Origin of the sequence: Microvirga aerophila (genome assembly GCF_003332305.1) — a bacterium.
Taxonomy (GTDB): Bacteria; Pseudomonadota; Alphaproteobacteria; order Rhizobiales; family Beijerinckiaceae; genus Microvirga; species Microvirga aerophila.
In genome coordinates, this window is record NZ_QOIO01000006.1 from 88,930 (window position 1) to 112,148 (window position 23,219).

The following is a 23,219-nucleotide window of genomic DNA, read 5'->3' on the forward strand; positions in this document are numbered from 1 at the left end:
CCCGTTCACAAAGTTTTCGCCGGATGACATCGGGGTGATTGCGGCTCCGCAGCGCATGGGTTAAACGCAGCAATTAAGAATTGTTGTTCTAAAGGGCATTTTTGAACATGGCCGATGTAAAACACGCATCCCACGGGGGCTACAGCCCGGACATGGATGGGCGCGCCCACGAGGCGACCTATCACGGGTTCGTCAAGTTCGCCGAAATCGGCGCCGCCGTCGTCATCTGCCACGTGCTGGCTTTGGCGGTGGGAGGCATCAAGCATGCCTGGCTGACGGCGATCTTTGGCGTCATCCTGTCCCTCGTGGCGGGCGGCGTCGGGGCTGTCGCGCCGTCCGTCGGCGTGCGTGCTCCGGCGGCGGTGGGCGTCCTGCTCCTGCTGGCCCTCATCTTCTATTGATAAGCTTGCCGACCCGGCTCAAAGTGGAAAGACCCGAAGGCGCTTAAACCCGAACAAGAGGTTGTGGATGCGGATCGCCGTTCTCTCCGAAACCGACAGAGCGGAGACTCGCGTCGCCGCTACGCCCGACACGGTCAAGAAATACAAGGCTCTCGGCGCCGATGTCGCGGTCCAGGCCGGCGCCGGCGCCCAGGCGGGCGTTCCCGACCAGGATTTCGAGGCCGCCGGCGCGACGATCGCCGCCAGCGCCGCGGAGGCCCTGCGGGACGCGGATGTGGTCCTGAAGGTGCGCCGCCCGGCCGAGGGTGAATTGACGGGCGCCAAGTCCGGCGCCCTCGTCATCGCCATCATGGACCCCTACGGCCAGGAAGCCGCCCTCAAAAGCCTCGCCGACGCGGACGTGGCGGCCTTTGCCATGGAGCTGATGCCCCGCATCACCCGGGCCCAGGTCATGGACGTGCTCTCCTCCCAGGCCAATCTGGCCGGCTACCGCGCTGTGATCGACGCCGTGGCCGAGTATGGCCGCGCCATGCCCATGATGATGACCGCAGCCGGCACCGTGCCGGCCGCCCGCGTCTTTGTCATGGGAGCGGGCGTTGCAGGCCTGCAGGCCATCGCCACCGCCCGCCGCCTCGGCGCGGTCGTCACCGCCACCGACGTTCGCCCCGCCGCCAAGGAACAGGTGGAAAGCCTCGGCGGCAAGTTCGTGGCCGTCGAGGACGAGGAGTTCAAGCAGGCGGAGACCGCCGGCGGCTACGCCAAGGAAATGTCGGCGGAGTACCGCGCCAAGCAGGCGGAGCTCGTGGCCTCCCACATCGCCAAGCAGGACATCGTCATCACCACGGCGCTCATCCCCGGCCGTCCGGCTCCCAAGCTGGTGACCCGCGAGATGGTGGAATCCATGAAGCCCGGATCGGTGATCGTGGATCTGGCCGTCGAGCGCGGCGGCAATTGCGAGGTTGCGCAACCGGGCCAGGTGGTCGACCACAACGGCGTGAAGATCGTCGGGCACCTCAACGTGCCGGGCCGGCTCGCGGCGACCGCGTCCAGCCTCTACGCGAAGAACCTCTACGCCTTCGTCGAGACGCTGGTCGACAAGGAAACCAAGACGCTCGCCGTGAAATGGGACGATGAACTGGTGAAGGCCACCTGCCTGACGCGACAGGGCGCCATCGTTCACACGGCCTTCCAGCCGACGGTTTGAGACAGGGGGACAATCATGGCACTCACGCCCGAACAGGCCGTCGAGCAATCCCGAGCCGCGGCGGACGCCGCCCAGCGGGCGGCCGAAACGGCCCAGGCCATCGCCGACCAGGTGGCGGTCGCCGCCTCAGCGGTCACCCATGGGGCGGTCGATCCGACCGTGTTCCGCCTCGCCATCTTCGTGCTGGCGATCTTCGTCGGCTACTACGTGGTCTGGCAGGTGACGCCGGCCCTGCACACGCCCCTGATGTCGGTCACCAACGCGATCTCGTCGGTGATCGTGGTGGGCGCGCTCCTGGCGGTGGGCGTCGACGTGGCCCCGGCCTTCGACGATGGGTCGGTCTGGTCGCGGGCGCTCGGCTTCGTGGGCCTGATCCTCGCCTCCATCAACATCTTCGGCGGCTTCCTGGTGACCCAGCGCATGCTCGCCATGTACCGCAAGAAGGGTTGAGGCCATGTCGGCGAACCTAGCCTCGATCCTCTACCTCGTCTCCGGCGTCCTGTTCATCCTGGCCCTGCGCGGCCTGTCCCACCCGACCACCTCCCGGCAGGGCAACCTGTACGGCATGGTCGGCATGGGGATCGCGATCCTCACCACCCTGATGATCCAGCCGCCGACCGGCTTCGGCGGCTGGATCCTGGTGATCCTCGGCCTTGGCATCGGCGGCGGCGTGGGCGCGGTGATCGCCAAGCGCGTGCCGATGACCGCGATGCCGCAGCTGGTGGCGGCCTTCCACTCGCTGGTGGGCCTCGCGGCGGTTCTGGTGGCCGCGGGCGCGCTCTACGCGCCACAGGCCTTCGGCATCGGCACCGTGGGCACCATCCATGGCGGCTCCCTGTTCGAGATGGCGCTCGGCGCCGCCATCGGCGCCATCACGTTCACCGGCTCGGTGATCGCGTTCCTGAAGCTCGATGGGCGCATGTCCGGCAAGCCGATCATGCTGCCGCAGCGTCACCTGCTCAATATCGGCCTCGGTCTGCTGCTGCTGGTGCTGCTCGTCGCCTTCATCCGCACCGAGAGCTACGCGGCCTTCTGGCTGATCGTGCTGGTGTCGTTCGTGCTCGGCGTCACGCTGATCATCCCCATCGGCGGCGCGGACATGCCGGTGGTGGTGTCGATGCTCAACTCCTATTCGGGTTGGGCGGCCGCCGGCATCGGCTTCACGTTGGGCAACCTCGCGCTGATCATCACCGGCGCCCTGGTCGGCTCCTCGGGCGCGATCCTGTCCTACATCATGTGCAAGGGCATGAACCGCAGCTTCATCTCGGTCATCCTGGGCGGCTTCGGCGGGGATACGTCGGGTGGTGCTGCAGGCGCGGTCGAGACCCGTCCGGTGAAGCACGGCTCGGCGGACGATGCGGCCTTCATCATGAAGAACGCCTCCAAGGTCATCATCGTGCCCGGCTACGGCATGGCGGTGGCGCAGGCGCAGCACGCCCTTCGCGAGATGGCGGACGTTCTCAAGGGCGAAGGCGTCGAGGTGAAGTACGCCATCCATCCGGTGGCGGGGCGCATGCCCGGCCACATGAACGTGCTGCTGGCCGAAGCCAGCGTGCCCTACGACGAGGTGTTCGAGCTCGAGGATATCAACGGCGAATTCGCGCAGGCCGACGTGGCCTTCGTGATCGGCGCCAACGACGTCACCAACCCGGCCGCCAAGACCGATCCGCAATCGCCGATCTTCGGCATGCCGATCCTCGACGTGGAGCGGGCCAAGACGGTGCTGTTCATCAAGCGCGGCATGGGCTCCGGCTATGCGGGCGTCGAGAACGAGCTGTTCTTCAAGGACAACACCATGATGCTCTTCGGAGACGCCAAGAAGATGGTGGACGAAATCCTCAAAAATCTCTGAGCCGTCCAAAACGGGATGATGCGATAAGGCCGGTTCGACCCGGCCTTATTTTATGAAGGCGGGGATATGACCATTAAGTTGCGGACGGCGCTTTCATCCGACCGGGATGCGGTCATCGAGCTGATCCACCGGCTCAATGTCTACGAGGCCGACCTCACGGGCGACCGTCGCCGGGATTATGGCGGCGCGATCGGCTATTACGATGAACTGCTCCAACGCCTCGCCAAGCGTCAGGGCCGGATCGTGCTCGCGGTCGAGGACGGGGTCGTCGTGGCGGCCATGGGGTACTCGCTCGATGAGGATGCGGCCTATGTCACCAATGACGTGCGCCGCCACGGCACCGTCACGGATCTGATCGTCCACGAGGAATGGCGCGGGCGCGGCATTGGCCAGTTGCTCCTGGCGGAGGCCGAGCGCCTGACCCGGGAGGCGGGCCTGAAGCGCCTCATGATCGGGGCGCTGGCGGCCAACGAGCCGGCCTGCCGGATCTACGGCAAGTTCGGCTTCGAGCCCTACGTGTCGATCATGGTGAAGGAACTGTGAGAAACCTTACTTAAGCCGACATTGCGAAGCCGCGCCGGATGGAACTATGTTTCAAATTAGCTCCAGCGACAGAGAGGCTCGCATGATCGGGACTAATCGAAGTTTCAGGCTTATGGCCTGTATCGCCCTAATCGCATCGTTTGCGTGGGGACCATCGATCGCGCAAACGGGAAGCGGTGCCTCGTCTCGGGCGGCAACGGACGAACGGGTCCGAGAATTGCTGGACTTGGCTCTGCGAAACATCTCGCGCGCCCGATGCGACGGCGACACGCCTTGCAAGCCCGCCACGGCAGCTGAATTACGGTCTCCTCCGTTGCCTATGGAGCATGCCCGAAGGGCTGTGCAGACGGGCGTCTTATCAGCTGTTGCGGAAAGATGCGGTTTCGGCTCCGATCAGAAACTCTTCCGTGCCATGATGGCTCACTTCCGCCATTCCGTCGGCCTCAGTGAGCGCCAGCTCGTCATACTAGCCTTGATGCACGGGATAGAGTTGGGGTCTTCCTCAAGAAACCTGCCGCAGGATGCCTGCACGCCGGAAATCAGAGAATTGCTTTCCAAGAGCCTCAAGAGATCTTGAGGGCTCGGCCACAAGGAACGCGCCGTCCTTCACAGTCTTCTGTAAGTTCGGAATCTAGGGCCAGAGCGCGGCGCATTCGCCTGGAATAAGGGTCCGCGATATACGCGAACCCCCTCACGCCCGAAGCCTTAGATCTGCCTCAGCGGAACAGGCCCGCCACGCCGCCACCGCCGCCTTGGACACGCGACTGACCCTGACGGGCGGTGGCGTTGGCGTTGTCGATGGAGAGGGCGCGTTGGAAGCTTTCCACCGCCTGCGGCCGGTCGCCCTTGCGCTCGAAGGCAACGCCGCGCCAGGCCCAGGAATCGGCGTCCTGCGGGTTGACGTTGAGGGCCGCGTTGAAATCCTCGATCGCCTTGTCGAACTGGCCTGTCGCCACGAGGCTCTGGCCGCGGGCCGCATAGGGCGCGCCCACGAAGGGATTGCGGTCGATGGTGGCGTCGAAGTCGAGGATCGCCTGGGGGTGCTGGCCCTGGCGCTGATAGAGCAGGCCGCGGGCATGAAGGGCCTCGGCGGATTCCGGCAGGAGACGGATCGCCACCGACAGGTCGTTGAGGGCTTCCTGATACTGGTTCTGCGCGCGCAGCAGGTTGCCGCGACCGATATAGGCAGGTCCGTAATTCGGGTCGGCCTGGATGGCGCGGCTGAAATCGGCCAGGGCCTGCTCGTTGCGGTTGGTCTGGCGGAAGGCCAGCGCCCGGTTGGTATAGGCCGGGGCGTAGTTCTGGTCGATCTGCACCGCCTTATTGAAATCGGTGATCGCGTCGCTGTAGCGGCCGACGCGGGCATAGGCAGCGCCGCGGGTGTTGTAGGCGCTCGGATCACTCGGGTTGCGCTGGATCACGTCCGTCAGGGAGGCGATGTTCACGCTGCTCGTGCCCTGCGTGTCCTCTTCCACCACGGCGATCCGCTGGGCGACCCCGCGGCTCGTGGTCTCGCAACCGGCAAGGCCGAGGGCCAGAAGGGTGAGGCTCAGAGGGGCAAAACGGCGAATCGATGGGGCGAACACCTTCGTCTCCAATTTTCAGGGGAAAGGCCACTCTGCCGAGAAAACCTTAACAGCCGCAAAACGGGTGGCCAAAAGAGGCCCACAAATGCAAACAGCGCCCCGCTTGCGCGGACGGGCGCTGAATTCACAACCGATAGACCAAGCCTGAGCTCGGTAAGCTTAGCGCGTCGCCGTCGTCGGACGGGGCTTCGAAGGCAGCAGGCCTTCGCGCTGCATGCGCTTACGGATCAGCTTGCGGGCGCGACGGACGGCCTCGGCCTTTTCACGGGCCTTCTTCTCAGAGGGCTTCTCGTAATGGCCGCGAAGCTTCATCTCGCGGAAGATGCCCTCACGCTGCATCTTCTTCTTGAGAGCGCGGAGCGCCTGGTCGACATTGTTATCCCGGACAAGAACCTGCACGCGAATTCCTCGTATTGATCCGTTTCGATTGTGACAAAAAAACAAAGGAGGCGCGTCATGCGCACCTCTATCTGGCCGGCGGGATTATCAGAAGAAGCCTCGATTGTCCAGGCTTGGTTCCGACAAAAGCGCCGCTCGTCTAAGGCAACTGCCGAGTTTTGAAAAGGTTCAGGTTGTCTCGGCGAAAATTCGCGTCACATGGCCCATCTTGCGGCCCGCGCGGGCTTCCGCCTTTCCGTAGAGGTGCAGATGGGCGCCTGGCTCCGTCAGAATGCGCTCCCAGGCATCGACATCATGGTCGATCAGGTTCTGCATCTCGACCCGGCCGAGCCGCCGGGTCTCGCCCAGGGGCCAACCGCAGACCGCCCTGACATGCTGCTCGAACTGCGACGTGGCCGCGCCGCCCAGCGTCCAATGGCCTGAATTGTGGACCCGAGGAGCGATCTCGTTCACCACCAGGCGCTCGCCGCCGTCGCCGGTCACGAGGAACATCTCGACTGCCAGAACCCCCACATAGTCCAGGGCGTCGGCGATGGCTCGGGCAATGTCCACGGCCTGCTGCTCGGTCCGGGCGGACACGCCTGCCGGAACCCGCGTGATGTCGAGGATGTGGTTGCGATGCTCGTTGGCGCACAGATCGTAAGCTGCGAAGTCCCCCGACGCCGTGCGGGCGGCCACCACCGAGGCCTCGCGCTCGAACGGCACGAAACCCTCGAGAATGGAGGGCGCCGACCCGACAGCCCGCCAGGCCTCGCCTGGCTCCGTCTCCGGACGGATCATCGCCTGGCCCTTGCCGTCGTAGCCGAACCGGCGGGTCTTGAGCACGCAGGGCCGGCCGATGCGGCTCAAGGCTTCATCGAGCTCGGCCTCGTTCGCGACAGCCGCAAAGGGCGCAACCGGGATGCCGAGATCGGCGATGAAGCTTTTCTCCACGAGCCGGTCCTGGGCCACAGCGAGCGCCCGGGCGTTCGGGGCAAGCTGTGTGTGGGCGCTCAAGGTCGCGGCGGTGGCGCTCGGCACGTTCTCGAATTCATAGGTGACCGCGTCCACCGCCTTGGCGAAGCGGATCAGGGCGGCCTCGTCCTCGTAGGCCGCCAGCGTGTGCTCCGCCGCCACGTCAAAGGCGGGGCTGCCGGCGTCCGGCGAGTAGATGTGTGTGCGCAGACCGAGCTGCGCCGCCGCCATGGCGATCATCCGCCCAAGCTGGCCGCCGCCGAGGATGCCGAGGGTGCTGCCGGGGCGAATCATGGGGGTCTAGCTTTCGTTGGAGGGGCGCTCGGCGACGCTCTCGCTCTGCCGGGTCCGCCAGTTGTCCAGGCGGGTGCTCAGGGCCTCGTCGTGGAGCGCCAGGACCGCCGCCGCCAGGAGAGCCGCGTTCACGGCTCCGGCCCGGCCGATCGCCAGGGTGCCAACCGGAATGCCGGCCGGCATCTGCACGATGGACAGCAGGCTGTCCTGGCCCGAGAGGGCTTTCGATTCCACCGGCACGCCAAAGACCGGCAGCGGCGTCATGGCGGCCGTCATGCCGGGCAGATGCGCCGCGCCGCCCGCGCCCGCGATGATGATCTTGAATCCGTCCGCCTTGGCGGACTTGGCGAAGCTGACGAGGCGATCCGGCGTGCGGTGGGCGGAGACGATGCGGGCGTCGAAGGCGATGCCCAAAGCCTCCAGGGTCTCGGCCGCATGGCGCATGGTCGCCCAGTCGGACTGGCTGCCCATGATGATGGCAACGGGGGCTCCCGCCATGATGTCGCTCCGGCTGACGGCCTCTGGATAATGGCGGAATAGCGAAGGCTTCTCGGCCAAGCAAGGCCGGGAGCGCGCAGCCCTGACAATTCTTAGGCGATAATGTCGGGCGTGAGCTGGTCTTCGAGCTGGATGATCTGGTCCTTGAGGCCGAGCTTGCGCTTCTTCAGGCGCTGGATCTGAAGCTGATCCCCCGCGACCATGCGCTCCAAAGCCTCGATGGCCATGTCCAGGTCGCGATGTTCCTGCTTCAATCGGGCGAGTTCCGATTCCAGTTCAAGCGTTTCTGTCATTGAAAGATCCAGATGGCCGATCCGCTCCGGGCGATCCGGCGAGAGGGCGAAATTATGCCCTTCGGCCTCATGGAGAGCAAGGTGATTCCGGGCCCTTTCATGCGGCAGCGCAGCGAAAATGTAACAATATTGGCCTTCGACTCGCCACACTCTGCGTGTCACATTCGGCCTGTCGGAATATCGAATAGGAGGGACCGACATGGCGTTACAGAACCATTTGACGGAACTCGAACGGAAGCATCGGGCGCTCGAGCGCGAAATTCAGGATGCTCTGAACCACCCGTCTTTGGACGATACCAGACTTGTTGAGCTCAAGCGCAGGAAGCTTCAGCTCAAGGACGAGATCGCCAGGCTGCGTGACAACACGGTGGTGCATTAACCAGGCAAAGCCTCACCTTCCCTGTACATTTCCCGAGTAAAGCCGTCGTTTCTCGAAGAAGCGGCGGCTTTTTTGCTGCCGGCCTGACGCTCTAGAGAAGCATGCCCGCTCCATCGACGATGAGCTTCGCGCCAACCGCGATCAACAGCCCATACACGAGGGTGTAGAACCGCTCGCCCGACACGTATCGAACGAGGCGCACGCCCGCCCATGTGGACGCGATGGCGAGCGGGAACAGGGCTGCGGCGGTGGCGAGGTTTTCAGGCGTAAGCTGGCCGAGGGCAAAGTAGGGCGGCACCTTCATCCAGTTGTTGACCGCGAAGAAGATCGCGCCGGTCCCGATGAACACGTCCCGGGCCAGCCGCTGCGGCATCACGTAGATCTGGAAGGGAGGCCCGCCCGCATGGGCGATCATGCTCGTGAAGCCCGTGACCCAGCCCCAGAAGATTCCGCGGGGCACATCGGAGCGCGTAGGCGCAGGCGGGGTCTTGCGGCGCTCCAGGACAATTCGGCGCAGCGCGAAGCCGACCGCGATCAACCCGACCGCGAGTCTGATGGCCGCGTCCGAGACCTGCGCCGCCAGAAGATAGCCCGTGCCGGTGCCCAGGATTGCGCTCGGAACCAGGATCATCACGTTCCGCCGGTCCCAGGAGTGCCGATAGACCCACACGGAGACGGCGTCCTGCACCAGCAGGATCGGCAGGATGATGGCCGCAGCCTGCACCGGCGAGAGGACAAGGGAGAGCAGGGGCATGGACAAAAGCCCGAGTCCCGAGAAGCCGCCCTTGGCGAGCCCGAGAAGCACGACCGCCGGGATGGCGGCGGCATAGAAAAGGGGATCAGTGATCATGAAAACCCGCAGAAACTCGCCGAAAGTCGCCCCTGACCGCGGCGCGATTGCCTGCTACCACGGCAAGGCTTTCATGTCTCATGCGGTCAGAACAACGGGGTAACGCCATGACATCAACCCAAAGCCGCTATCACGACGTCTATGCGAGCTGGAAATCCGATCCCGTGCGCTTCTGGGAGGAGGCGGCGCGGGAGATCGACTGGATCAAGCCCGCCGACAAGGTGTTCGACGCCGAGGCCGGCGCCTATGGCCGCTGGTTCGTAGGCGCCGAGTGCAACACCTGCCACAACGCTCTCGACCGGCATGTGGCCGGGCGAGGCGATCAGGCGGCGATCATCTACGACAGTCCGGTGACGGGCACAAAGCGCACCTTGACCTATGCGGAGCTGCGGGACGAGGTCGCGACGCTCGCGGCCCTTTTGCAGGACCTCGGCGTCGAGAAGGGGGATCGGGTCATCCTCTACATGCCGATGATCCCGGAGGCGGCCGTCGGCATGCTGGCCTGCGCCCGCATCGGCGCGGTCCATTCCGTGGTCTTCGGCGGCTTTGCCCCGAAGGAGCTCGCTACCCGTATCGAGGACGCACAGCCCAAGCTCATCCTGTCCGCCTCCTGCGGCATCGAGGGAGCCCGCGTCATTCCCTATAAGCCCCTCTTGGACGAGGCGATCACGCTCTCCACGGCCAAGCCCGAGGCCTGTCTCATCTTCCAGCGTCCGCAACTCGCCGCGTCCCTGGTCGAGGGCCGGGACCGCGACTGGAGCGAGGCGGTTGCAGGCGTCCGCGCCGCGGGCCGCCAGGCGGAGTGCGTGCCGGTGGCGGCGACCGATCCGCTTTATGTGCTCTATACCTCGGGCACGACCGGCAAGCCCAAGGGCGTGGTGCGGGACAACGGCGGCCACATGGTCGCGCTGAAATGGACCATGCGCCACTTCTTCGGCGTCGAGCCCGGCGAGGTCTTCTGGGCGGCCTCCGACGTGGGCTGGGTGGTGGGCCATTCTTACATCGTCTATGCGCCGCTCTTCCACGGCGCGACCGCCATTCTCTACGAGGGCAAACCCATCGGCACACCGGATGCGGGCGCGTATTGGCGGGTTATCGCCGAGCATGGGGTCGTGACGATGTTCACGGCGCCGACGGCCTTCCGGGCCATCCGCAAGGAAGATCCAAACGCCACCCTGCTGAAAGGTCATGACCTGTCGCGATTCCGGGCTCTGTTCCTCGCGGGCGAGCGGGCGGATCCTGACACGATCAAATGGGCCGAATCGGTGCTGAACGTGCCGGTCATCGACCATTGGTGGCAGACCGAAACCGGCTGGCCGGTCGCGGGCAATCCCATCGGGCTCGGGGCTCTGCCGGTCAAGTACGGTTCGCCCACCGTTCCCATGCCGGGCTACGTGCTCGACGTTCTCGACGAGAACGGGAAGCCCGTTCCGCCCGACACGATGGGCTCCATCGTGATCAAGCTGCCGCTGCCTCCGGGCTGCCTGCCGACCCTGTGGAACGCGGACCAGCGTTTCCGGGAAGCGTATCTCTCGGTGTTCCCGGGCTACTACACCACCTCGGATGCGGGCTATCTGGACCAGGACGGCTATGTCTGGGTCATGGGTCGCACTGACGACATCATCAACGTGGCGGGCCATCGCCTGTCCACCGGCGGCATGGAGGAGGTGCTGGCCTCTCACCCGGCAGTGGCCGAATGCGCGGTGATCGGCGTCAAGGACGCGCTGAAGGGTGAGGTGCCTTGCGGCTTCGTGGTGCTGAAATCCGGCGTCAACCGCCCGCCTGCGGAGGTCGAGACGGAGCTCGTGGGCTTGGTGCGCGAGAAGATCGGGCCCGTGGCGGCCTTTAAGCTCGCCATCACGGTGGGGCGCCTGCCCAAGACCCGGTCGGGCAAGATCCTGCGCGGGACCATGAAGAAGATCGCCGACGGCGATTCCTGGACGATGCCAGCCACCATAGACGACCCGATGATCCTCTCCGAAATCGGTGAGGCCCTGCGGGGCAGGGGGCTTGCGGGATGAGCCGCGAGCCCGATCGGGGCGGTGTGGGTCCGAGGACGTCACACAGGCTGCCGACGCGGCGCAAGCGCGGTTTGAGGCCATGCTGGCGCAGGTTCTCACGACGGACGAGGAGGCGCTTGAGCATCAGGCCGCTAAGGGCACGCGGATGGCGGCCCGGCGACACGCCCGCAAAGCCAGGGCGACCTTCGAGCGAAATCGGACAAAGCCCCTCAAGCCCCGTAGGCGGGAGCCGAAGCGGGGCGACTGAGCCCGACAGCTTGAAATGAAAAGGCCCGGAGCGATCCGGGCCTTTCGAATTCTTACTCTTCGTCCTCATCGTCCGCTCGCCGGAGCTGCTTGAGCTTGGCGAAAACCGAATTGACGTCGATCTTCTCTTCCTCGACGGGCTTCGGACGGCTCATGTCGGCGAAGGGATCGTCGCGCCGCTCGGGAGCCGTCGAGACCTCGGCCGGCATCAGGGTGCCGCCGGTCTCCTGAACTTCCACGTGCGGACGATCCTTGGCGGCGCGCTGAACCTCGAAGTCGAGATCGATCTGCGAACACAGGCCCAGCGTCACCGGGTCCATCGGAGCAAGGCTCGCCGAGTTCCAGTGGGTCCGCTCGCGCACCTGCTGGATCGTGGTCTTGGTCGTGCCCACGAGGCGCATGATCTGCGCATCCTTCAGCTCGGGATGGTTGCGCACGAGCCAGAGGATCGCGTTGGGACGGTCGTGGCGGCGGGACACGGGAGTGTAGCGCGGTCCCTTCTTGACCCGCTTCTGCTCGGGCAGCTTCACGCGGGATTCGGCGATCTTGAGGCGATGGTCAGGGTTGCCCTGAGCCTTCTCGATCTCCTCGCGGGTCAGCTGGCCGGTGGTGATCGGATCGAGGCCCTTGATGCCTGCCGCAACTTCGCCGTCGGCGATACCCTTCACCTCGAGCGGGTGGAGCTTACAGAAATCGGCGATCTGCTCGAACGACAGCGACGTATTCTCGACGAGCCAAACGGCTGTCGCCTTCGGCATCAGCGGTCCCTGGGACATGCCCGAATCTCCTTCAAGCCGGGCGCCAACCTGGCGGCGCCGCACGGCAAAACTCTCTTGCGCTCCGAACCGGTCGACCCGGAGCATCTCGTCTCACGATGTGAGGGAAACGAGTTGATTATAGGGATCGTGCCCCGATGTTGCAAATTTTAAAGGCGAAATGCGGCCATGCCGATGCCTTTTTGATCGTGAGATCATGTAGTGTCGGCGGGCTCCGCTCCGGCCAGGGCAGCCGGAGGGCCCCGGCGTTGGCAAACGGGCCGTCCCGCACTAATTTTCGGCTCGATCGTTCAGAAGGAGAGACGCCATGGCTTTCGATCCCTTCGCCGACGAACCGGCCGTCCAAGCGGCCGGGCATCAGGTCGGACAAGACCTGTCGATGTTGTCCATCGACGAAATCGACGAGCGCATCGCTCAACTCGAGCGCGAAATTTCCCGGCTCAAGGAGGCCCGGTCCGGCAAGGAGAGTTCACGCGCCGCCGCCAGCGCCTTTTTCAAGCTCGGTCAGGAATAAAGCGCTTTTTGTCACTCAGTTACGTTGTTTAACGGCTTTTTAAGGTTTCCGAGAGATAAATGAGGCTATCCAGTTTCCTCTGGATGCCGAGTGGCTCCTATCCACTCTGTTTGACGCCTCCCTGTTATGACTTAGAGCCGCCTCTGGCGGCTCGATTTTTGTCAGGCACCCTCCGGTTTAACCTTAACCGAGGGTTAGCGAAGCATCCGGCGCAAAGGCGCTCTATAATCATCTCCTAACGACAACATCACGCCCTCGTCCGACGACCCGGACCGAGGACGAGAAGCGCTTTGGAGACCCTTGGTGAGCGAACCCGACGTGATCAATCTTGGCGCCGGTCCGATCCGTTTCGGGCAGAGCTTCGTGCATTCCGAGGCCTTCAAGGTGCTGTTCCAGGAAGGCATGGAGCTCATCGAGGAAACGGCCGCCTATCTGGACGGCCCCGGGCGCGAGGATTCGCGGCTCATGGCGCGGGAACTGAGCGTCGTCTACGCCAGCGAGAGCATGCGCCTGACAACCCGCCTGATGCAGATCGCCTCCTGGCTCCTCCTGCAACGGGCCGTGGCCGAGGGCGAGATCACCCCCGATCAGGCCCACGAGGAGAAGAACCGGGTCCGCCTGTCGGCGCAGGACACCCCCACCACGGTGGGCGAGTTCGACGCGCTCCCGCCGCGCCTGCAGGAGCTGGTGGGCCTCGCGACGCGGCTCCATGCCCGCATCATCCACCTGGAAAGGCTGATCTCGGAACCCCAGGCCGCCCCTGAGCCGATCGCCGCGAATCCCGTCTCGGCCCAACTCGGACTGCTCGAACGGGCTTTCGGCAGCCACACCTGAGACAAAGAAAAAGCCCCGCCGAAGCGGGGCTTTTCGCAACCGGATCCCTTGCGGATCGGCGGCTTACTTCTTGCCGAGGCCCAGGTTGCCGAACTTCGAGTTGAAGCGCGACAGACGGCCGCCGCGGTCGAGCAGCTGCTGCTGGCCGCCGGTCCAGGCCGGGTGGGTGTTCGGGTCGATGTCGAGGTTGAGCGTGTCGCCCTCTTTGCCGTAGGTCGACCGGGTCATGTACTCGGTGCCGTTGGTCATGACGACCTTGATCATGTGGTAGTCGGGATGGTCGGTTTCTTTGCGCGCCATTGCCATAGTCCTTCTTGCGGCCAGCCAGTCTGGCTTACCGCAGCCTGAGATCGAGCCTGTCTGAATGATTGCGCGCCTATACCTCACTTAGGACCTTGAAACAAGCCGGTGGAAAGATGCTAAGTCCTTGAGCTCCCGAATTGTCGTAACGAAACCTGTGATGGCCGAACCTTCCAACCGCCCGAAAGCCGCTCTCAGCTCGCTCAAGCCCCTGATCCCGTACGGCTTGGCCTATAAGGGGCGGATCGCAGCCGCGATTGCGGCGCTGGTCGTCGCCTCGGCAGCCACCCTCGTGGTGCCGATCGCCGTGCGCCGGGTGGTGGATTACGGCTTCTCGGACCAGGGCAGGGCCTATATCGACGCCTATTTCGCCGTTCTGATCGTGGTCGTGGCCGTTCTGGCCGTCGCCAGCGCCATGCGCTACTACCTGGTCATCACCCTGGGCGAGAGGGTGGTGGCGGACCTACGATCCGCCGTCTTCCGGCATCTCACGTCCCTCGATCCGGCGTTCTTCGACCAGACCAAGACCGGCGAGATCGTCTCGCGCCTGACCGCCGACACCACCCAGGTGAAGGCCGCCTTCGGGGTCAGCGTGTCGATCGCGTTGCGCAACGCCGTCCTGTTCCTGGGCGCGCTTATCCTCATGGTGATCACGAGCCCCAAGCTCTCCGCCTTGGTGCTCATCGCCATTCCGGTCATCGTCCTGCCGCTGGTCTTCTCCGGCCGGGCCGTGCGCCGCCGGTCCCGAGCCGCTCAGGACCGGCTGGCCGACGCCTCGGCCTATGCGGCGGAGGCCATCGGGGCGGTGCGGACCATGCAGGCCTTCGGGATGGAGCGGCTCACCGCCTCCCGGTTCTCCGCCGCGGCCGAGGAAGCGTTCGATGCCGCCCGCATGTCCACCACCATGCGGGCGCTCTTGACCGGCACCGGGATCTTTCTGGTCTCGGCGAGCGTCGTCGGCGTGCTCTGGTATGGGGCGCAGGACGTTCTGGTCGGCGAAATGACCGGAGGGCGGCTCTCGCAGTTCGTCCTCTATGCGGTCTTCGCCGCGAGTTCGCTGGGTCAGCTCTCGGAGGTTTACGGGGAACTCGCCCAAGCGGCCGGTGCGGCCGAGAGGCTCGGCGAGATCCTGGCCGCAAAACCCGCCGTCGAGGCGCCCAAGGACCCGGTCGCCCTGCCGCAGCCGCCCCTGGGCACCGTCGCTTTCGAGGATGTGCGGTTCTTCTACCCCACCAGAACCGAGCAGCCGGCCCTTCATGGGGTGTCGTTCAAGATCGCGCCCGGCGAGCGGGTGGCACTGGTCGGTCCCTCGGGAGCGGGCAAGAGCACCGTTCTGCAGTTGCTGCTCCGGTTCTACGATCCTGTGAGCGGGTCAATCCTGGTCGACGGCGTGCCGATCCAGCGGGCCGACCCGTTTGAGCTGCGCCGGCGCATGGCCCTGGTGCCGCAGGAGCCGACGATCTTCGCCGCGAGCGTTCTCGACAACATCCGCTACGGCCAGGCCGACGCCACCGAGGACGCGGTGCGTCAGGCCGCGGCGCTTGCCTCCGCGGACGGTTTCATCCAGGCCTTGCCTCAAGGATACGAATCCATGATCGGCGAACGGGGCGTCACCCTCTCCGGGGGACAGCGCCAGCGTCTCGCCATCGCGCGGGCCATTCTCAAGGATGCGCCGATCCTGCTCCTGGACGAGGCAACCTCGGCTCTCGACGCCGAGAGCGAGCGCAAGGTGCAGACCGCCCTCGACCGCCTGATGGAGGGGCGCACCACCCTCGTCATCGCCCATCGCCTGGCCACCGTGCGCTCGGCGGACCGGATCCTCGTGATGGATCACGGCCGCATTGTCGAGGAGGGCACCCACGACACGCTTCTGGCTCAGAGCGGGCTCTATGCGCGCCTGGCGCGGCTCCAGTTCACCAGCCAGGGTGGGCGCGCGGAGGCCGCAGAATAGGCCGGTTGAACAAAGTCCTAGACTTTCCTGTTAAGAGAGAGCCGACCGAAGGTCGGTTCCTTCATTCGGGAGAGCGAGCATGGCCGACAATCTGGGCAAGAGAAGTCCGCAGGATGCGTCCCGCATCAATGTTCATGAGGATTGGGAGGTCCGCTACTGGACGGACAAGTGGCAGATTTCCCGCGAGCAGCTGATGGAAGCCGTCAAGCGGGTCGGCGTCCACGTCAGCGATGTCGCCAAGGCGCTGGGCAAAAGCCAGTAGAGCCGCCTCAGGCAGCGCCTCGCATCGAGCGAGGAACACCCTTCGCTTCGTCGCGGGATGATTGCGTCAGGGCCCCGGCCTCAGCGCTCCGTCATCTTGAGCTCGATGCGCCGGTTGCGCGCATAGGCGTCTTCCGTCGTTCCCTGATCAATGGGCTGGAATTCGCCGAAGCCCGCCGCGACCAGGTGCTGGGGCTGAATTCCCCGCTGCACCAGCGCCTGCACCACCGCAATGGCGCGGGCCGCCGAAAGGGCCCAGTTCGACGGGAACTGCGCGGTTGCAATGGGGCGATTGTCCGTATGACCGTCCACCCGGATCACCCACGGGATGTCCGGCGGGATCTGTCGCTCGAGCTCGAGCAGAGCAGTGGCGATCCGGTCCATCTCGCCTGACGCCTCCGGCCGCAGGACCGCCTGGCCGCCCGGGAACAGCACCTCCGACTGAAACACGAAACGGTCGCCCACGATGCGGATGTCCGGCCGGTTGCCCAGGATCTGCCGCAGGCGGCCGAAGAAGTCCGACCGATAGCGGGCGAGTTCCTGGACCCGTTGGGCCAAGGCGACATTGAGGCGGCTGCCCAGATCGGCGACGCGGGCCTGGCTTTCCTTGTCTCGCGTCTCGGAGGCGGCAAGGGCCTGCTCCAGGGCCGCCAGCTGCTGGCGCATGGCGGCGATCTGCTGGTTCAGGATCTCGACCTGGCTCATGGCCCGGCTGGCCGTCTGGCGCTGCGATTCCAAGGCCGTGTTTAGCTCGTTTGCTCGCGCTTCGGCCACGCCGCCGCTGTCGATGAGGCCCTGAAGGCGATTGCGCTCGGCCTGATTGGCCTGCAGGGTCATCTGGAGAGCGCTTAGATTGTCCTCGACCGAGCGCCGGCTCGACCGTTCGAGGGACAGGAGGTCGGTGAGCTCGGAGATCTGCCGGTTCAGCCGGTCGAGCACCGTGTCCCGGCTCGAAAGTTCGCGGGACAGGAAGAACTGTCCGACCATGAAAACCGAGATGAGGAACACGATGGCCAGAAGCAGGGTCGAGAGCGCATCCACAAAGCCGGGCCAGTAATTGATCTGGCCCCCTCGACCGCGACGGCGGCCTCCCGTGCTCGACATGGGCATCAGGGCAACCTTTCACGGGTGAGGCGATCGAGCACCTGCTTCAGCTCCTTCTCCCGGGCGGCCTGCGCCTCCACCCAGTCCCGGATCATCTGCTGCTCGGCGCGCATATGCTGGACGAGGCCCTGAACGCCCTCGGCCAGGTTCGCCATGGCCTGGGTCGAGGCGCGTCCGCCAGCCCCGTCGTTGACGGCGGCCGTGAGGCGGTTGAGGGCGATCGCGATGTCGCTCGAATGACCGGACGGGCTCACGATGTCCGTGTTGTCGGTGGTGGAGATGGCGAGCCAATCCTCCAGTTCGGTATAGAAGCGGCTCTGCGCCTGTCCGGCCTGAAGGTCGAGGAAACCGACCACGAGTGAACCGGCGAGGCCGAAGAGCGAGGCCGAGAAGGACAGGCCCATGCCTTGGAGCGGGCCGGCCAGGGAGTTCTTCAATTCGTCGAACAGAACGGCGGTGTCCTGGCCGGTTCGGAGCGACGAGATGATGCGCCCGACGGAGCCAACCGTGTCGATGAGACCCCAGAAGGTGCCGAGAAGGCCGAGAAACACCAGAAGGCCCGCCAGATAGCGCACAATCTCACGGCTCTCGTCCAGGCGCGCGCCAACCGAATCGAGCAGCGAACGCATCGCCGTCACGGACATGAACGAGCGGCTCGACCGGTTGCCGATCAGGGCCGCCATGGGGGCGAGAAGCACGGGATTGGTCGGGGCCACGAGCCCTTCATCGGTCTGCCGGATCGTGTTGACCCAGCGCACCTCCGGGAAAAGACGCCAGACCTGGCGGATAGCCAGGATGGCGCCGATGAGCATGACGCCCAGGATCAGCGCGTTGAGGCCCGGATTGGCCAGAAAGGCTTCCCAGATCTGCCGATAGAGAATGAAGGCGACGAACCCCGCCAGAACCAGAAAGACCGCCATGCGGACAAGATAGATCCGCGGTGGGGTAAGGGGTTGGTCGTGCATCGTTATCCTGCTCGCCGGTGCTTCGAGACGGCTCCACTGTGACCGCGCTGGATCGTTCGATCAAGCGCGGCTGCAGGCTGCGGCGCGTCGGCGAACAGAAAATATCAGCCTTTGGCGCTTTTCAGCAGCTTCAGCAGTTCGCGATGGATGATCTCGTTCCCACAGGCCACCGATCCCTTGGCCAGAGGATCGCTGCCGCCATCGGCGTCCGACACGAAGCCGCCGGCTTCGCGGATCATCAGAATGCCGGCCGCGATGTCCCAGGTGTTGAGGCCACGCTCCCAGTAGGCGTCCACGCGCCCGCAGGCCACATAGGCGAGGTCGAGGGCCGCGGCGCCCAAGCGGCGCATTCCGCCCACATGGCCCATGACGGAGGCCGTCTCCCGGAGGAATTGGCCGTGATCGCCCCGGCCGATATGCGGCATGCCGCAGGTCACGACTGCGTCGGCCATGTCGTTACGGGCCGCCACGCGGATGCGGCGGTTGTTGAGATACGCGCCCTTGCCGCGCTCGGCGATGAAGAGTTCGTCCTTGGCCGGGTCGTAGATCACGCCGGCGACGACTTGGCCCTCGCGCTCCAGGCCCACCGAGATGGCGAATTGCGGCAGCCCGTGGAGGAAATTGGTGGTGCCGTCGAGGGGATCGATGTGCCAGCGGTGCGAAGGGTCGGTGCCTTCGACGACGCCGCTCTCCTCCATCACGAGGCCATAGCCCGGGCGCGCCTTCTCGAGTGCCTCGCGCAGGATCTTCTCCGCCTTGCGATCGGCCGCGGAGACGAAATCGCCAGGGCCCTTACGGGAAACCTGAAGGTTTTCGACTTCGCCGAAGTCGCGCTTGAGGGAGCGCGAGGCCTTCATCACGGCATCGGTCATGACGGTCATGAGGGGCGAGCGGATCATTCGGAGGTGTCCTGGATAGTAAGCGGCCTGAAGGGAATGTGGTCGGGTGGACCACGACGGGGGGATAACGTCAAGCGGCTCGAAAATCACCGCATCCCGAGACGCTCTGCCGCGAGGCGTTCAGCGCGCTTGCGGTCGTCGGCGCTCAAATCCTTGAGGGCGTCGTCGAGCCAGGGGTCGCTGAGCCCCTGCGCGGCAGCCAGAAGGTGCCATGCGGCCGCGTCCACCTTGTTTTGCGGAACGCCCCGGCCGGCCGCAAGAAGCCGCGCCAGCCGGTTGCGCGCGATGGCGTTGCCCTTGGCGGCGGCGCGCCGGAAATAGCGGGCGGCCTGGGATTCGCTGGCCGGAACGCCTTCGCCGTTGAACAGCAGGATGGCGTATTCCACCTCGCCGACCGAGCTGCCGTTCCGGGCCGCACGCTCGAACAGGCGGGCGGCCTCCGCTGCGTCCCGCGGCACGCCGCTGCCTTTGAGGTAAAGCACCCCGAGCGCATGCTGCGCATCCGGAATTTCGGCCTCGGAGGCCTTTTCCAGCAGCTCGACGGCCTTCTGCACATCCGTGAAGGAGCCGCTCGTCAGCAGCATAAGGGCGAGATTGTAGGAGGCGATCGGATTGCCCTTGGCGGCGGCCTGCTCCAGCCAGATCCGGGCCTGCGCGGGGTTCTTGTCCACGCCCCGTCCTTCGAGCGCCATGAGGCCCAGTGCGGCGAGCGCATAAGCATCGCCGCGCTCAGCCGCGAGCCGATACCACTCGGCGGCCTTCTTGGGATCGTTGGGAACGCCGAGGCCCTGATTGTAGAGCTCGCCCAGGAGCGTCATGGCGGGCGCATCGTTGCGGTTCTTCTCGAGCCGCAGCGTCGCTTCCCGAAACGCCGTTTGATAGAGGCCCCGTTGATAGGCGCCAAAGGCCAGATCAGGCTCGGCGGCGCGACCCGGCAGGGCGGAGGCCAGGAAGAGCACAAGACCGATGACGAAAGGAGAGCGCATCAGCCGGCCTCTTCCTCGTCGCCGATGGCCTCCACGGCCGCCGCCACAGCCTTCACCGGGCCGCCCTCATGGGACCAGACCGCATCGCCCAGGGCGATGAACTCCGCCCGGGTGGCGACTAGGGCCGGAATGGCCGCCAGATCGGGCGCATAGGCGACGCACGGCGTCTCGAATATCTCGGCCCACCAGGCGGCCCGCTCCACCACCGTGTCCAGGGCCGGAACGGACCCGTCCGGCCGCGGCTCCCCGAAGAGCAGATAATCGACCCCCGCCTCACCCAACGTCATGGCCTCATCCTTGGTGCGGATTCCGCCGGCCCCAACGGCGCGATCCGCCTTGAGCCTCTCCCGCAATTCCCGGGCGCTGGCAGGGTTGCCCTGGAGATGAACGCCGTCGGCCCCGCCCCGGGCCGCGATGGTGGCGAGATCCGCCTCGCCCTCCACGGCGACGATCAACGCGGCCCCGTGGTCCTGAACCGAGGGGCCGAGGGCTTTCACGTGATTGATGAGGGTCCGCTCGTCGGCGCTTCCTAGGCGAAGCAGCACGGCCGCCACGCTGCCGGACGCGCAGGCCTCGGCGAGGTGCGGCGCGAAGGCGGCATCGGTCAGAACGGGGGTGACGAGATAGAGACGGGCAGCGGGCTCGGCCATGGTCCACGGATCGTGAGAGGTTTCAGACAGCTACGCCATAACGAAAACGGGGCCATCTTGCGAGGCCCCGTTTATTGTTACCCGATTGAGGCGAAAGCCTGATCGGCTTTTCCTGAAGATGCTTTTACTCGGCTGCCTGACGGCTGGCGCCGAAGGTCGGGTCCAGCTCGCCGGAGGCGTAGCGCTTGGCCATCTCGGCCAGGGTGAAGACGCGCTTGATCTTGGAGGCCTGGCCGGCGGTGTTGAATTCCTGCAGGCGCTGCTTGCAGAGCTTCGTCATCGCCTCCATGGCGGGCTTCAGGTACTTGCGTGGGTCGAACTCGCCCGGGTTCTCCGACAGAACCTTGCGGATCTGGCCGGTCATGGCCATGCGGTTGTCGGTATCGATGTTGATCTTGCGCACGCCGTTCTTGATGCCGCGCTGGATTTCTTCCACGGGCACGCCCCAGGTCGGCTTCATCTGGCCGCCATACTGGTTGATGATGTCCTGCAGGTCCTGCGGAACCGACGAGGAGCCGTGCATCACCAGGTGGGTGTTCGGGAGCTTGCGGTGGATCTCCTCGATCACATGCATCGCCAGGATCGCGCCGTCGGGCTTGCGGGTGAACTTGTACGCGCCGTGGGAGGTGCCCATGGCGATGGCGAGCGCATCCACCTTAGTTTCAGCCACGAACTTCACGGCCTCATCCGGGTTGGTCAGAAGTTGGTCGTGGGACAGCTTGCCCTCAGCCCCGTGGCCATCCTCGGCCTCGCCCTCACCGGTTTCGAGAGAGCCCAGCACGCCAAGCTCGCCTTCCACCGAGATGCCGCCGAGATGCGCCATCTCGACCACCTTCCTGGTGACGCCCACATTGTAGTCCCAATCGCCCGGGGTCTTGCCGTCCGCCTTCAGCGAGCCGTCCATCATCACCGACGTGAAGCCGGCCTGGATCGCCGTCATGCAGGTGGCGGGCTCGTTGCCGTGGTCGAGGTGTACGCAGACCGGGATGTGCGGGTAGATCTCGGTGACCGCGTCCATCATGTGCTTGAGCATGACGTCGTTGGCGTAGGAGCGCGCGCCGCGGCTCGCCTGGATGATCACCGGCGCGTCGACCTCGCTGGCGGCCGCCATGATGGCCAGCGCCTGCTCCATGTTGTTGATGTTGAAGGCAGGCACGCCATAGCCTTGCTCGGCTGCGTGATCCAGAAGCTGCCTCATGGTGATGCGTGCCATCATAATCCTCCGTTTGTGTTCTTGCTCTTTAACCGTGGCGAAGCTGAACCGCGCCTTAAGCCTTCAACGCCTCGACGCCCGGCAGCGACTTGCCTTCGAGCCATTCGAGAAAAGCGCCACCTGCCGTTGATACATAGGAGAACGTCTCCGTAACGCCAGCGTGGTTGAGGGCTGCGACCGTATCGCCGCCACCCGCCACCGATACGAGCTTGCCGGCCTTGGTGCGCTCCGCCGCATGGCGCGCCGCCGCCACCGTGCCCTGGTCGAAGGGCGCGATCTCGAATGCGCCGAGGGGGCCGTTCCAGACCAGCGTCGCTGCGTCGTTGATGGCCGAATTCACCCGCTCGACCGACTGCGAACCCACGTCGAGGATCATCTGGTCCTCGGGGATCGCGTCGATGCCGTAGGTGTGGTTCTGGGCTCCCGCCTTGAACTCGTAGGCGCAGACCCCGTCCACCGGCAGGATGATGGCGCAGTTGGTCTCGCGGGCCCGCGCGAAGATGCGCATGGCCGTCTCGGCCAAGTCCTTCTCGGCCAGCGACTTGCCGATCCCGAGCCCCATCGCGTGCAGGAAGGTGTTGGCCATGCCGCCGCCGATCACCAGCGCGTCAACCTTGCTGACGAGATTTTCGAGCAGGTCGATCTTGGTCGAGACCTTCGCTCCGCCCACGATGGCGACCACTGGGCGCTTGGGCGCCTCGAGGCCCTTCGTCAGGGCGTCCAGCTCGGCCTGCATGGTGCGGCCTGCATAGGACGGCAGGGCGCGGGCCAGACCCTCGGTCGAAGCATGGGCCCGGTGAGCTGCCGAGAAGGCGTCGTTGACATAGATGTCGCCGAGCTTCGCCAGCTCTTGAACGAAGGCCGGATCGTTCTTCTCCTCGCCCGCATGGAAGCGGGTGTTTTCGAGGAGAAGCACGTCGCCGTCCTTCAGGGCGTTCACGGCCTGGGACGCCGCGCCGCCGATGCAGTCATCCGCAAAGGCGACGGGCTTGCCGAGATGGCTCGAGACCGCTTCGGCCACGGGTTTCAGGGACTCTTTGGGATCGCGGCCCTTGGGGCGTCCGAAATGGGCGAGAAGTATGACCTTCCCGCCCTTGTCGGCGATCTCCTGGATGGTCGGGAGGACGCGTTCGATGCGCGTCGCATCCGTCACCCGGCCGTTTTCCATAGGGACGTTCAGGTCCACCCGGACCAGAACGCGCTTGCCCTTGACGTCAGCCTGATCGAGCGTGCGGAAGGCGGTCAT

Annotated in this window: 27 protein-coding genes; 12 read left to right on the top strand and 15 right to left on the bottom strand. The window is 65.4% G+C overall.

Going from position 1 to position 23,219, the window contains the following annotated elements; translation table 11 throughout:
- Nucleotides 1-107: 107 nt before the first annotated feature.
- From DRB19_RS04655 to DRB19_RS04675, 5 genes are all read left to right on the top strand, one after another.
- Entirely contained in the window at nt 108-401 is a 294-nt protein-coding gene (locus DRB19_RS04655) for an aa3-type cytochrome c oxidase subunit IV (protein WP_114184872.1), read from the top strand.
- A gap of 67 nt (nt 402-468) precedes the next feature.
- Nucleotides 469-1,605 carry a Re/Si-specific NAD(P)(+) transhydrogenase subunit alpha gene (locus tag DRB19_RS04660; protein WP_114184873.1) on the top strand — a complete coding sequence of 379 codons (1,137 nt, stop codon included), beginning with the start codon at nt 469-471 and terminating at the stop codon, nt 1,603-1,605.
- A 12-nt stretch (nt 1,606-1,617) separates the two neighbouring features.
- On the top strand, nt 1,618-2,055 hold the full coding sequence (locus DRB19_RS04665; RefSeq protein WP_114184874.1) for a proton-translocating transhydrogenase family protein: 438 nt from the start codon (nt 1,618-1,620) through the stop codon (nt 2,053-2,055).
- A 4-nt stretch (nt 2,056-2,059) separates the two neighbouring features.
- The gene (locus DRB19_RS04670; protein WP_114184875.1) at nt 2,060-3,457 is read left to right on the top strand and encodes an NAD(P)(+) transhydrogenase (Re/Si-specific) subunit beta; all 1,398 of its coding nucleotides are present in this window, start codon (nt 2,060-2,062) and stop codon (nt 3,455-3,457) included.
- Between the two features lie 66 nt (nt 3,458-3,523).
- Nucleotides 3,524-4,000, top strand: coding sequence for a GNAT family N-acetyltransferase (locus DRB19_RS04675; RefSeq protein ID WP_114184876.1), 477 nt, complete (start codon nt 3,524-3,526; stop codon nt 3,998-4,000).
- A 716-nt stretch (nt 4,001-4,716) separates the two neighbouring features.
- Here the strand turns inward: DRB19_RS04675 and DRB19_RS04685 are convergent.
- From DRB19_RS04685 to DRB19_RS04705, 5 genes are all read right to left on the bottom strand, one after another.
- Complete coding sequence (locus DRB19_RS04685; RefSeq protein ID WP_114184945.1) at nt 4,717-5,586, bottom strand: tetratricopeptide repeat protein; 870 nt, start codon at nt 5,584-5,586, stop codon at nt 4,717-4,719.
- Nucleotides 5,587-5,745: 159 nt separating this feature from the next.
- Complete coding sequence (gene rpsU, locus DRB19_RS04690) at nt 5,746-5,985, bottom strand: 30S ribosomal protein S21 (RefSeq protein WP_114184878.1); 240 nt, start codon at nt 5,983-5,985, stop codon at nt 5,746-5,748.
- A gap of 168 nt (nt 5,986-6,153) precedes the next feature.
- Nucleotides 6,154-7,233 (bottom strand): 5-(carboxyamino)imidazole ribonucleotide synthase, encoded by a 1,080-nt coding sequence (locus DRB19_RS04695; protein ID WP_114184879.1) that lies wholly within the window; start codon nt 7,231-7,233, stop codon nt 6,154-6,156.
- Between the two features lie 6 nt (nt 7,234-7,239).
- Nucleotides 7,240-7,731, bottom strand: coding sequence for a 5-(carboxyamino)imidazole ribonucleotide mutase (gene purE, locus DRB19_RS04700; RefSeq protein WP_114184946.1), 492 nt, complete (start codon nt 7,729-7,731; stop codon nt 7,240-7,242).
- 92 nt (nt 7,732-7,823) lie between these two features.
- Nucleotides 7,824-8,024, bottom strand: a complete 201-nt coding sequence (locus DRB19_RS04705) for a YdcH family protein (RefSeq protein ID WP_114184947.1) — start codon at nt 8,022-8,024, stop codon at nt 7,824-7,826.
- Nucleotides 8,025-8,223: 199 nt separating this feature from the next.
- Here DRB19_RS04705 and DRB19_RS04710 point away from each other — a divergent pair, with 199 nt between their 5' ends.
- Nucleotides 8,224-8,403, top strand: a complete 180-nt coding sequence (locus tag DRB19_RS04710) for a YdcH family protein (RefSeq protein ID WP_114184880.1) — start codon at nt 8,224-8,226, stop codon at nt 8,401-8,403.
- Nucleotides 8,404-8,494: 91 nt separating this feature from the next.
- Here the strand turns inward: DRB19_RS04710 and DRB19_RS04715 are convergent, their stop codons facing one another.
- Complete coding sequence (locus DRB19_RS04715) at nt 8,495-9,253, bottom strand: sulfite exporter TauE/SafE family protein (RefSeq protein WP_114184881.1); 759 nt, start codon at nt 9,251-9,253, stop codon at nt 8,495-8,497.
- A 107-nt stretch (nt 9,254-9,360) separates the two neighbouring features.
- Here DRB19_RS04715 and DRB19_RS04720 point away from each other — a divergent pair, with 107 nt between their 5' ends.
- Both DRB19_RS04720 and DRB19_RS04725 read left to right on the top strand, forming a co-directional pair.
- Nucleotides 9,361-11,274 carry a propionyl-CoA synthetase gene (locus tag DRB19_RS04720; protein ID WP_114184882.1) on the top strand — a complete coding sequence of 638 codons (1,914 nt, stop codon included), beginning with the start codon at nt 9,361-9,363 and terminating at the stop codon, nt 11,272-11,274.
- Nucleotides 11,264-11,521, top strand: coding sequence for a hypothetical protein (locus tag DRB19_RS04725; RefSeq protein ID WP_114184883.1), 258 nt, complete (start codon nt 11,264-11,266; stop codon nt 11,519-11,521). The genes DRB19_RS04720 and DRB19_RS04725 overlap by 11 nt, the downstream gene beginning before the upstream one ends.
- Nucleotides 11,522-11,573: 52 nt before the next feature.
- Here DRB19_RS04725 and DRB19_RS04730 read toward each other — a convergent pair whose 3' ends face one another.
- Nucleotides 11,574-12,296, bottom strand: a complete 723-nt coding sequence (locus DRB19_RS04730) for a DUF1013 domain-containing protein (RefSeq protein ID WP_114184948.1) — start codon at nt 12,294-12,296, stop codon at nt 11,574-11,576.
- Nucleotides 12,297-12,603: 307 nt separating this feature from the next.
- On the opposite strand from DRB19_RS04730, the gene DRB19_RS04735 reads away from it, so the two are divergent.
- Together DRB19_RS04735 and rcdA are read left to right on the top strand one after the other, a co-directional pair.
- Nucleotides 12,604-12,810 (top strand): DUF1192 domain-containing protein, encoded by a 207-nt coding sequence (locus DRB19_RS04735; RefSeq protein ID WP_114184884.1) that lies wholly within the window; start codon nt 12,604-12,606, stop codon nt 12,808-12,810.
- Between the two features lie 303 nt (nt 12,811-13,113).
- On the top strand, nt 13,114-13,644 hold the full coding sequence (gene rcdA / locus DRB19_RS04740) for a protease adaptor protein RcdA (protein ID WP_114184949.1): 531 nt from the start codon (nt 13,114-13,116) through the stop codon (nt 13,642-13,644).
- Nucleotides 13,645-13,707: 63 nt separating this feature from the next.
- Here rcdA and rpmE read toward each other — a convergent pair whose 3' ends face one another.
- A complete protein-coding gene (gene rpmE / locus DRB19_RS04745) occupies nt 13,708-13,944 on the bottom strand; it encodes a 50S ribosomal protein L31 (protein ID WP_114184950.1) in 237 nt (78 codons plus the stop codon).
- Nucleotides 13,945-14,104: 160 nt separating this feature from the next.
- Between rpmE and DRB19_RS04750 the strand changes: the two genes are divergently transcribed.
- Together DRB19_RS04750 and DRB19_RS04755 are read left to right on the top strand one after the other, a co-directional pair.
- Nucleotides 14,105-15,895, top strand: coding sequence for an ABC transporter transmembrane domain-containing protein (locus tag DRB19_RS04750; RefSeq protein ID WP_114184885.1), 1,791 nt, complete (start codon nt 14,105-14,107; stop codon nt 15,893-15,895).
- A 79-nt stretch (nt 15,896-15,974) separates the two neighbouring features.
- Entirely contained in the window at nt 15,975-16,157 is a 183-nt protein-coding gene (locus DRB19_RS04755) for a DUF3606 domain-containing protein (RefSeq protein ID WP_114184886.1), read from the top strand.
- An 80-nt stretch (nt 16,158-16,237) separates the two neighbouring features.
- Here the strand turns inward: DRB19_RS04755 and DRB19_RS04760 are convergent, their stop codons facing one another.
- The 7 genes from DRB19_RS04760 to DRB19_RS04790 all read right to left on the bottom strand — a co-directional run bounded on the left by DRB19_RS04760 (nt 16,238) and on the right by DRB19_RS04790 (nt 23,219).
- Nucleotides 16,238-17,260, bottom strand: a complete 1,023-nt coding sequence (locus DRB19_RS04760) for a peptidoglycan -binding protein (RefSeq protein WP_170148905.1) — start codon at nt 17,258-17,260, stop codon at nt 16,238-16,240.
- A gap of 5 nt (nt 17,261-17,265) precedes the next feature.
- A complete protein-coding gene (locus tag DRB19_RS04765) occupies nt 17,266-18,225 on the bottom strand; it encodes a flagellar motor protein MotA (RefSeq protein WP_114184888.1) in 960 nt (319 codons plus the stop codon).
- A gap of 104 nt (nt 18,226-18,329) precedes the next feature.
- A complete protein-coding gene (locus tag DRB19_RS04770; RefSeq protein WP_114184889.1) occupies nt 18,330-19,124 on the bottom strand; it encodes an inositol monophosphatase family protein in 795 nt (264 codons plus the stop codon).
- 86 nt (nt 19,125-19,210) lie between these two features.
- Nucleotides 19,211-20,110: a tetratricopeptide repeat protein gene (locus tag DRB19_RS04775; RefSeq protein WP_114184890.1), complete on the bottom strand. Its 900-nt coding sequence runs from the start codon at nt 20,108-20,110 to the stop codon at nt 19,211-19,213.
- Nucleotides 20,110-20,760, bottom strand: coding sequence for a thiamine phosphate synthase (locus DRB19_RS04780; protein WP_114184891.1), 651 nt, complete (start codon nt 20,758-20,760; stop codon nt 20,110-20,112). Before DRB19_RS04780 ends, DRB19_RS04775 begins: the two co-directional genes overlap by 1 nt.
- Before the next feature lie 124 nt (nt 20,761-20,884).
- Complete coding sequence (gene fba / locus DRB19_RS04785) at nt 20,885-21,973, bottom strand: class II fructose-bisphosphate aldolase (protein ID WP_114184892.1); 1,089 nt, start codon at nt 21,971-21,973, stop codon at nt 20,885-20,887.
- A 55-nt stretch (nt 21,974-22,028) separates the two neighbouring features.
- Nucleotides 22,029-23,219 carry a phosphoglycerate kinase gene (locus DRB19_RS04790; protein ID WP_114184893.1) on the bottom strand — a complete coding sequence of 397 codons (1,191 nt, stop codon included), beginning with the start codon at nt 23,217-23,219 and terminating at the stop codon, nt 22,029-22,031.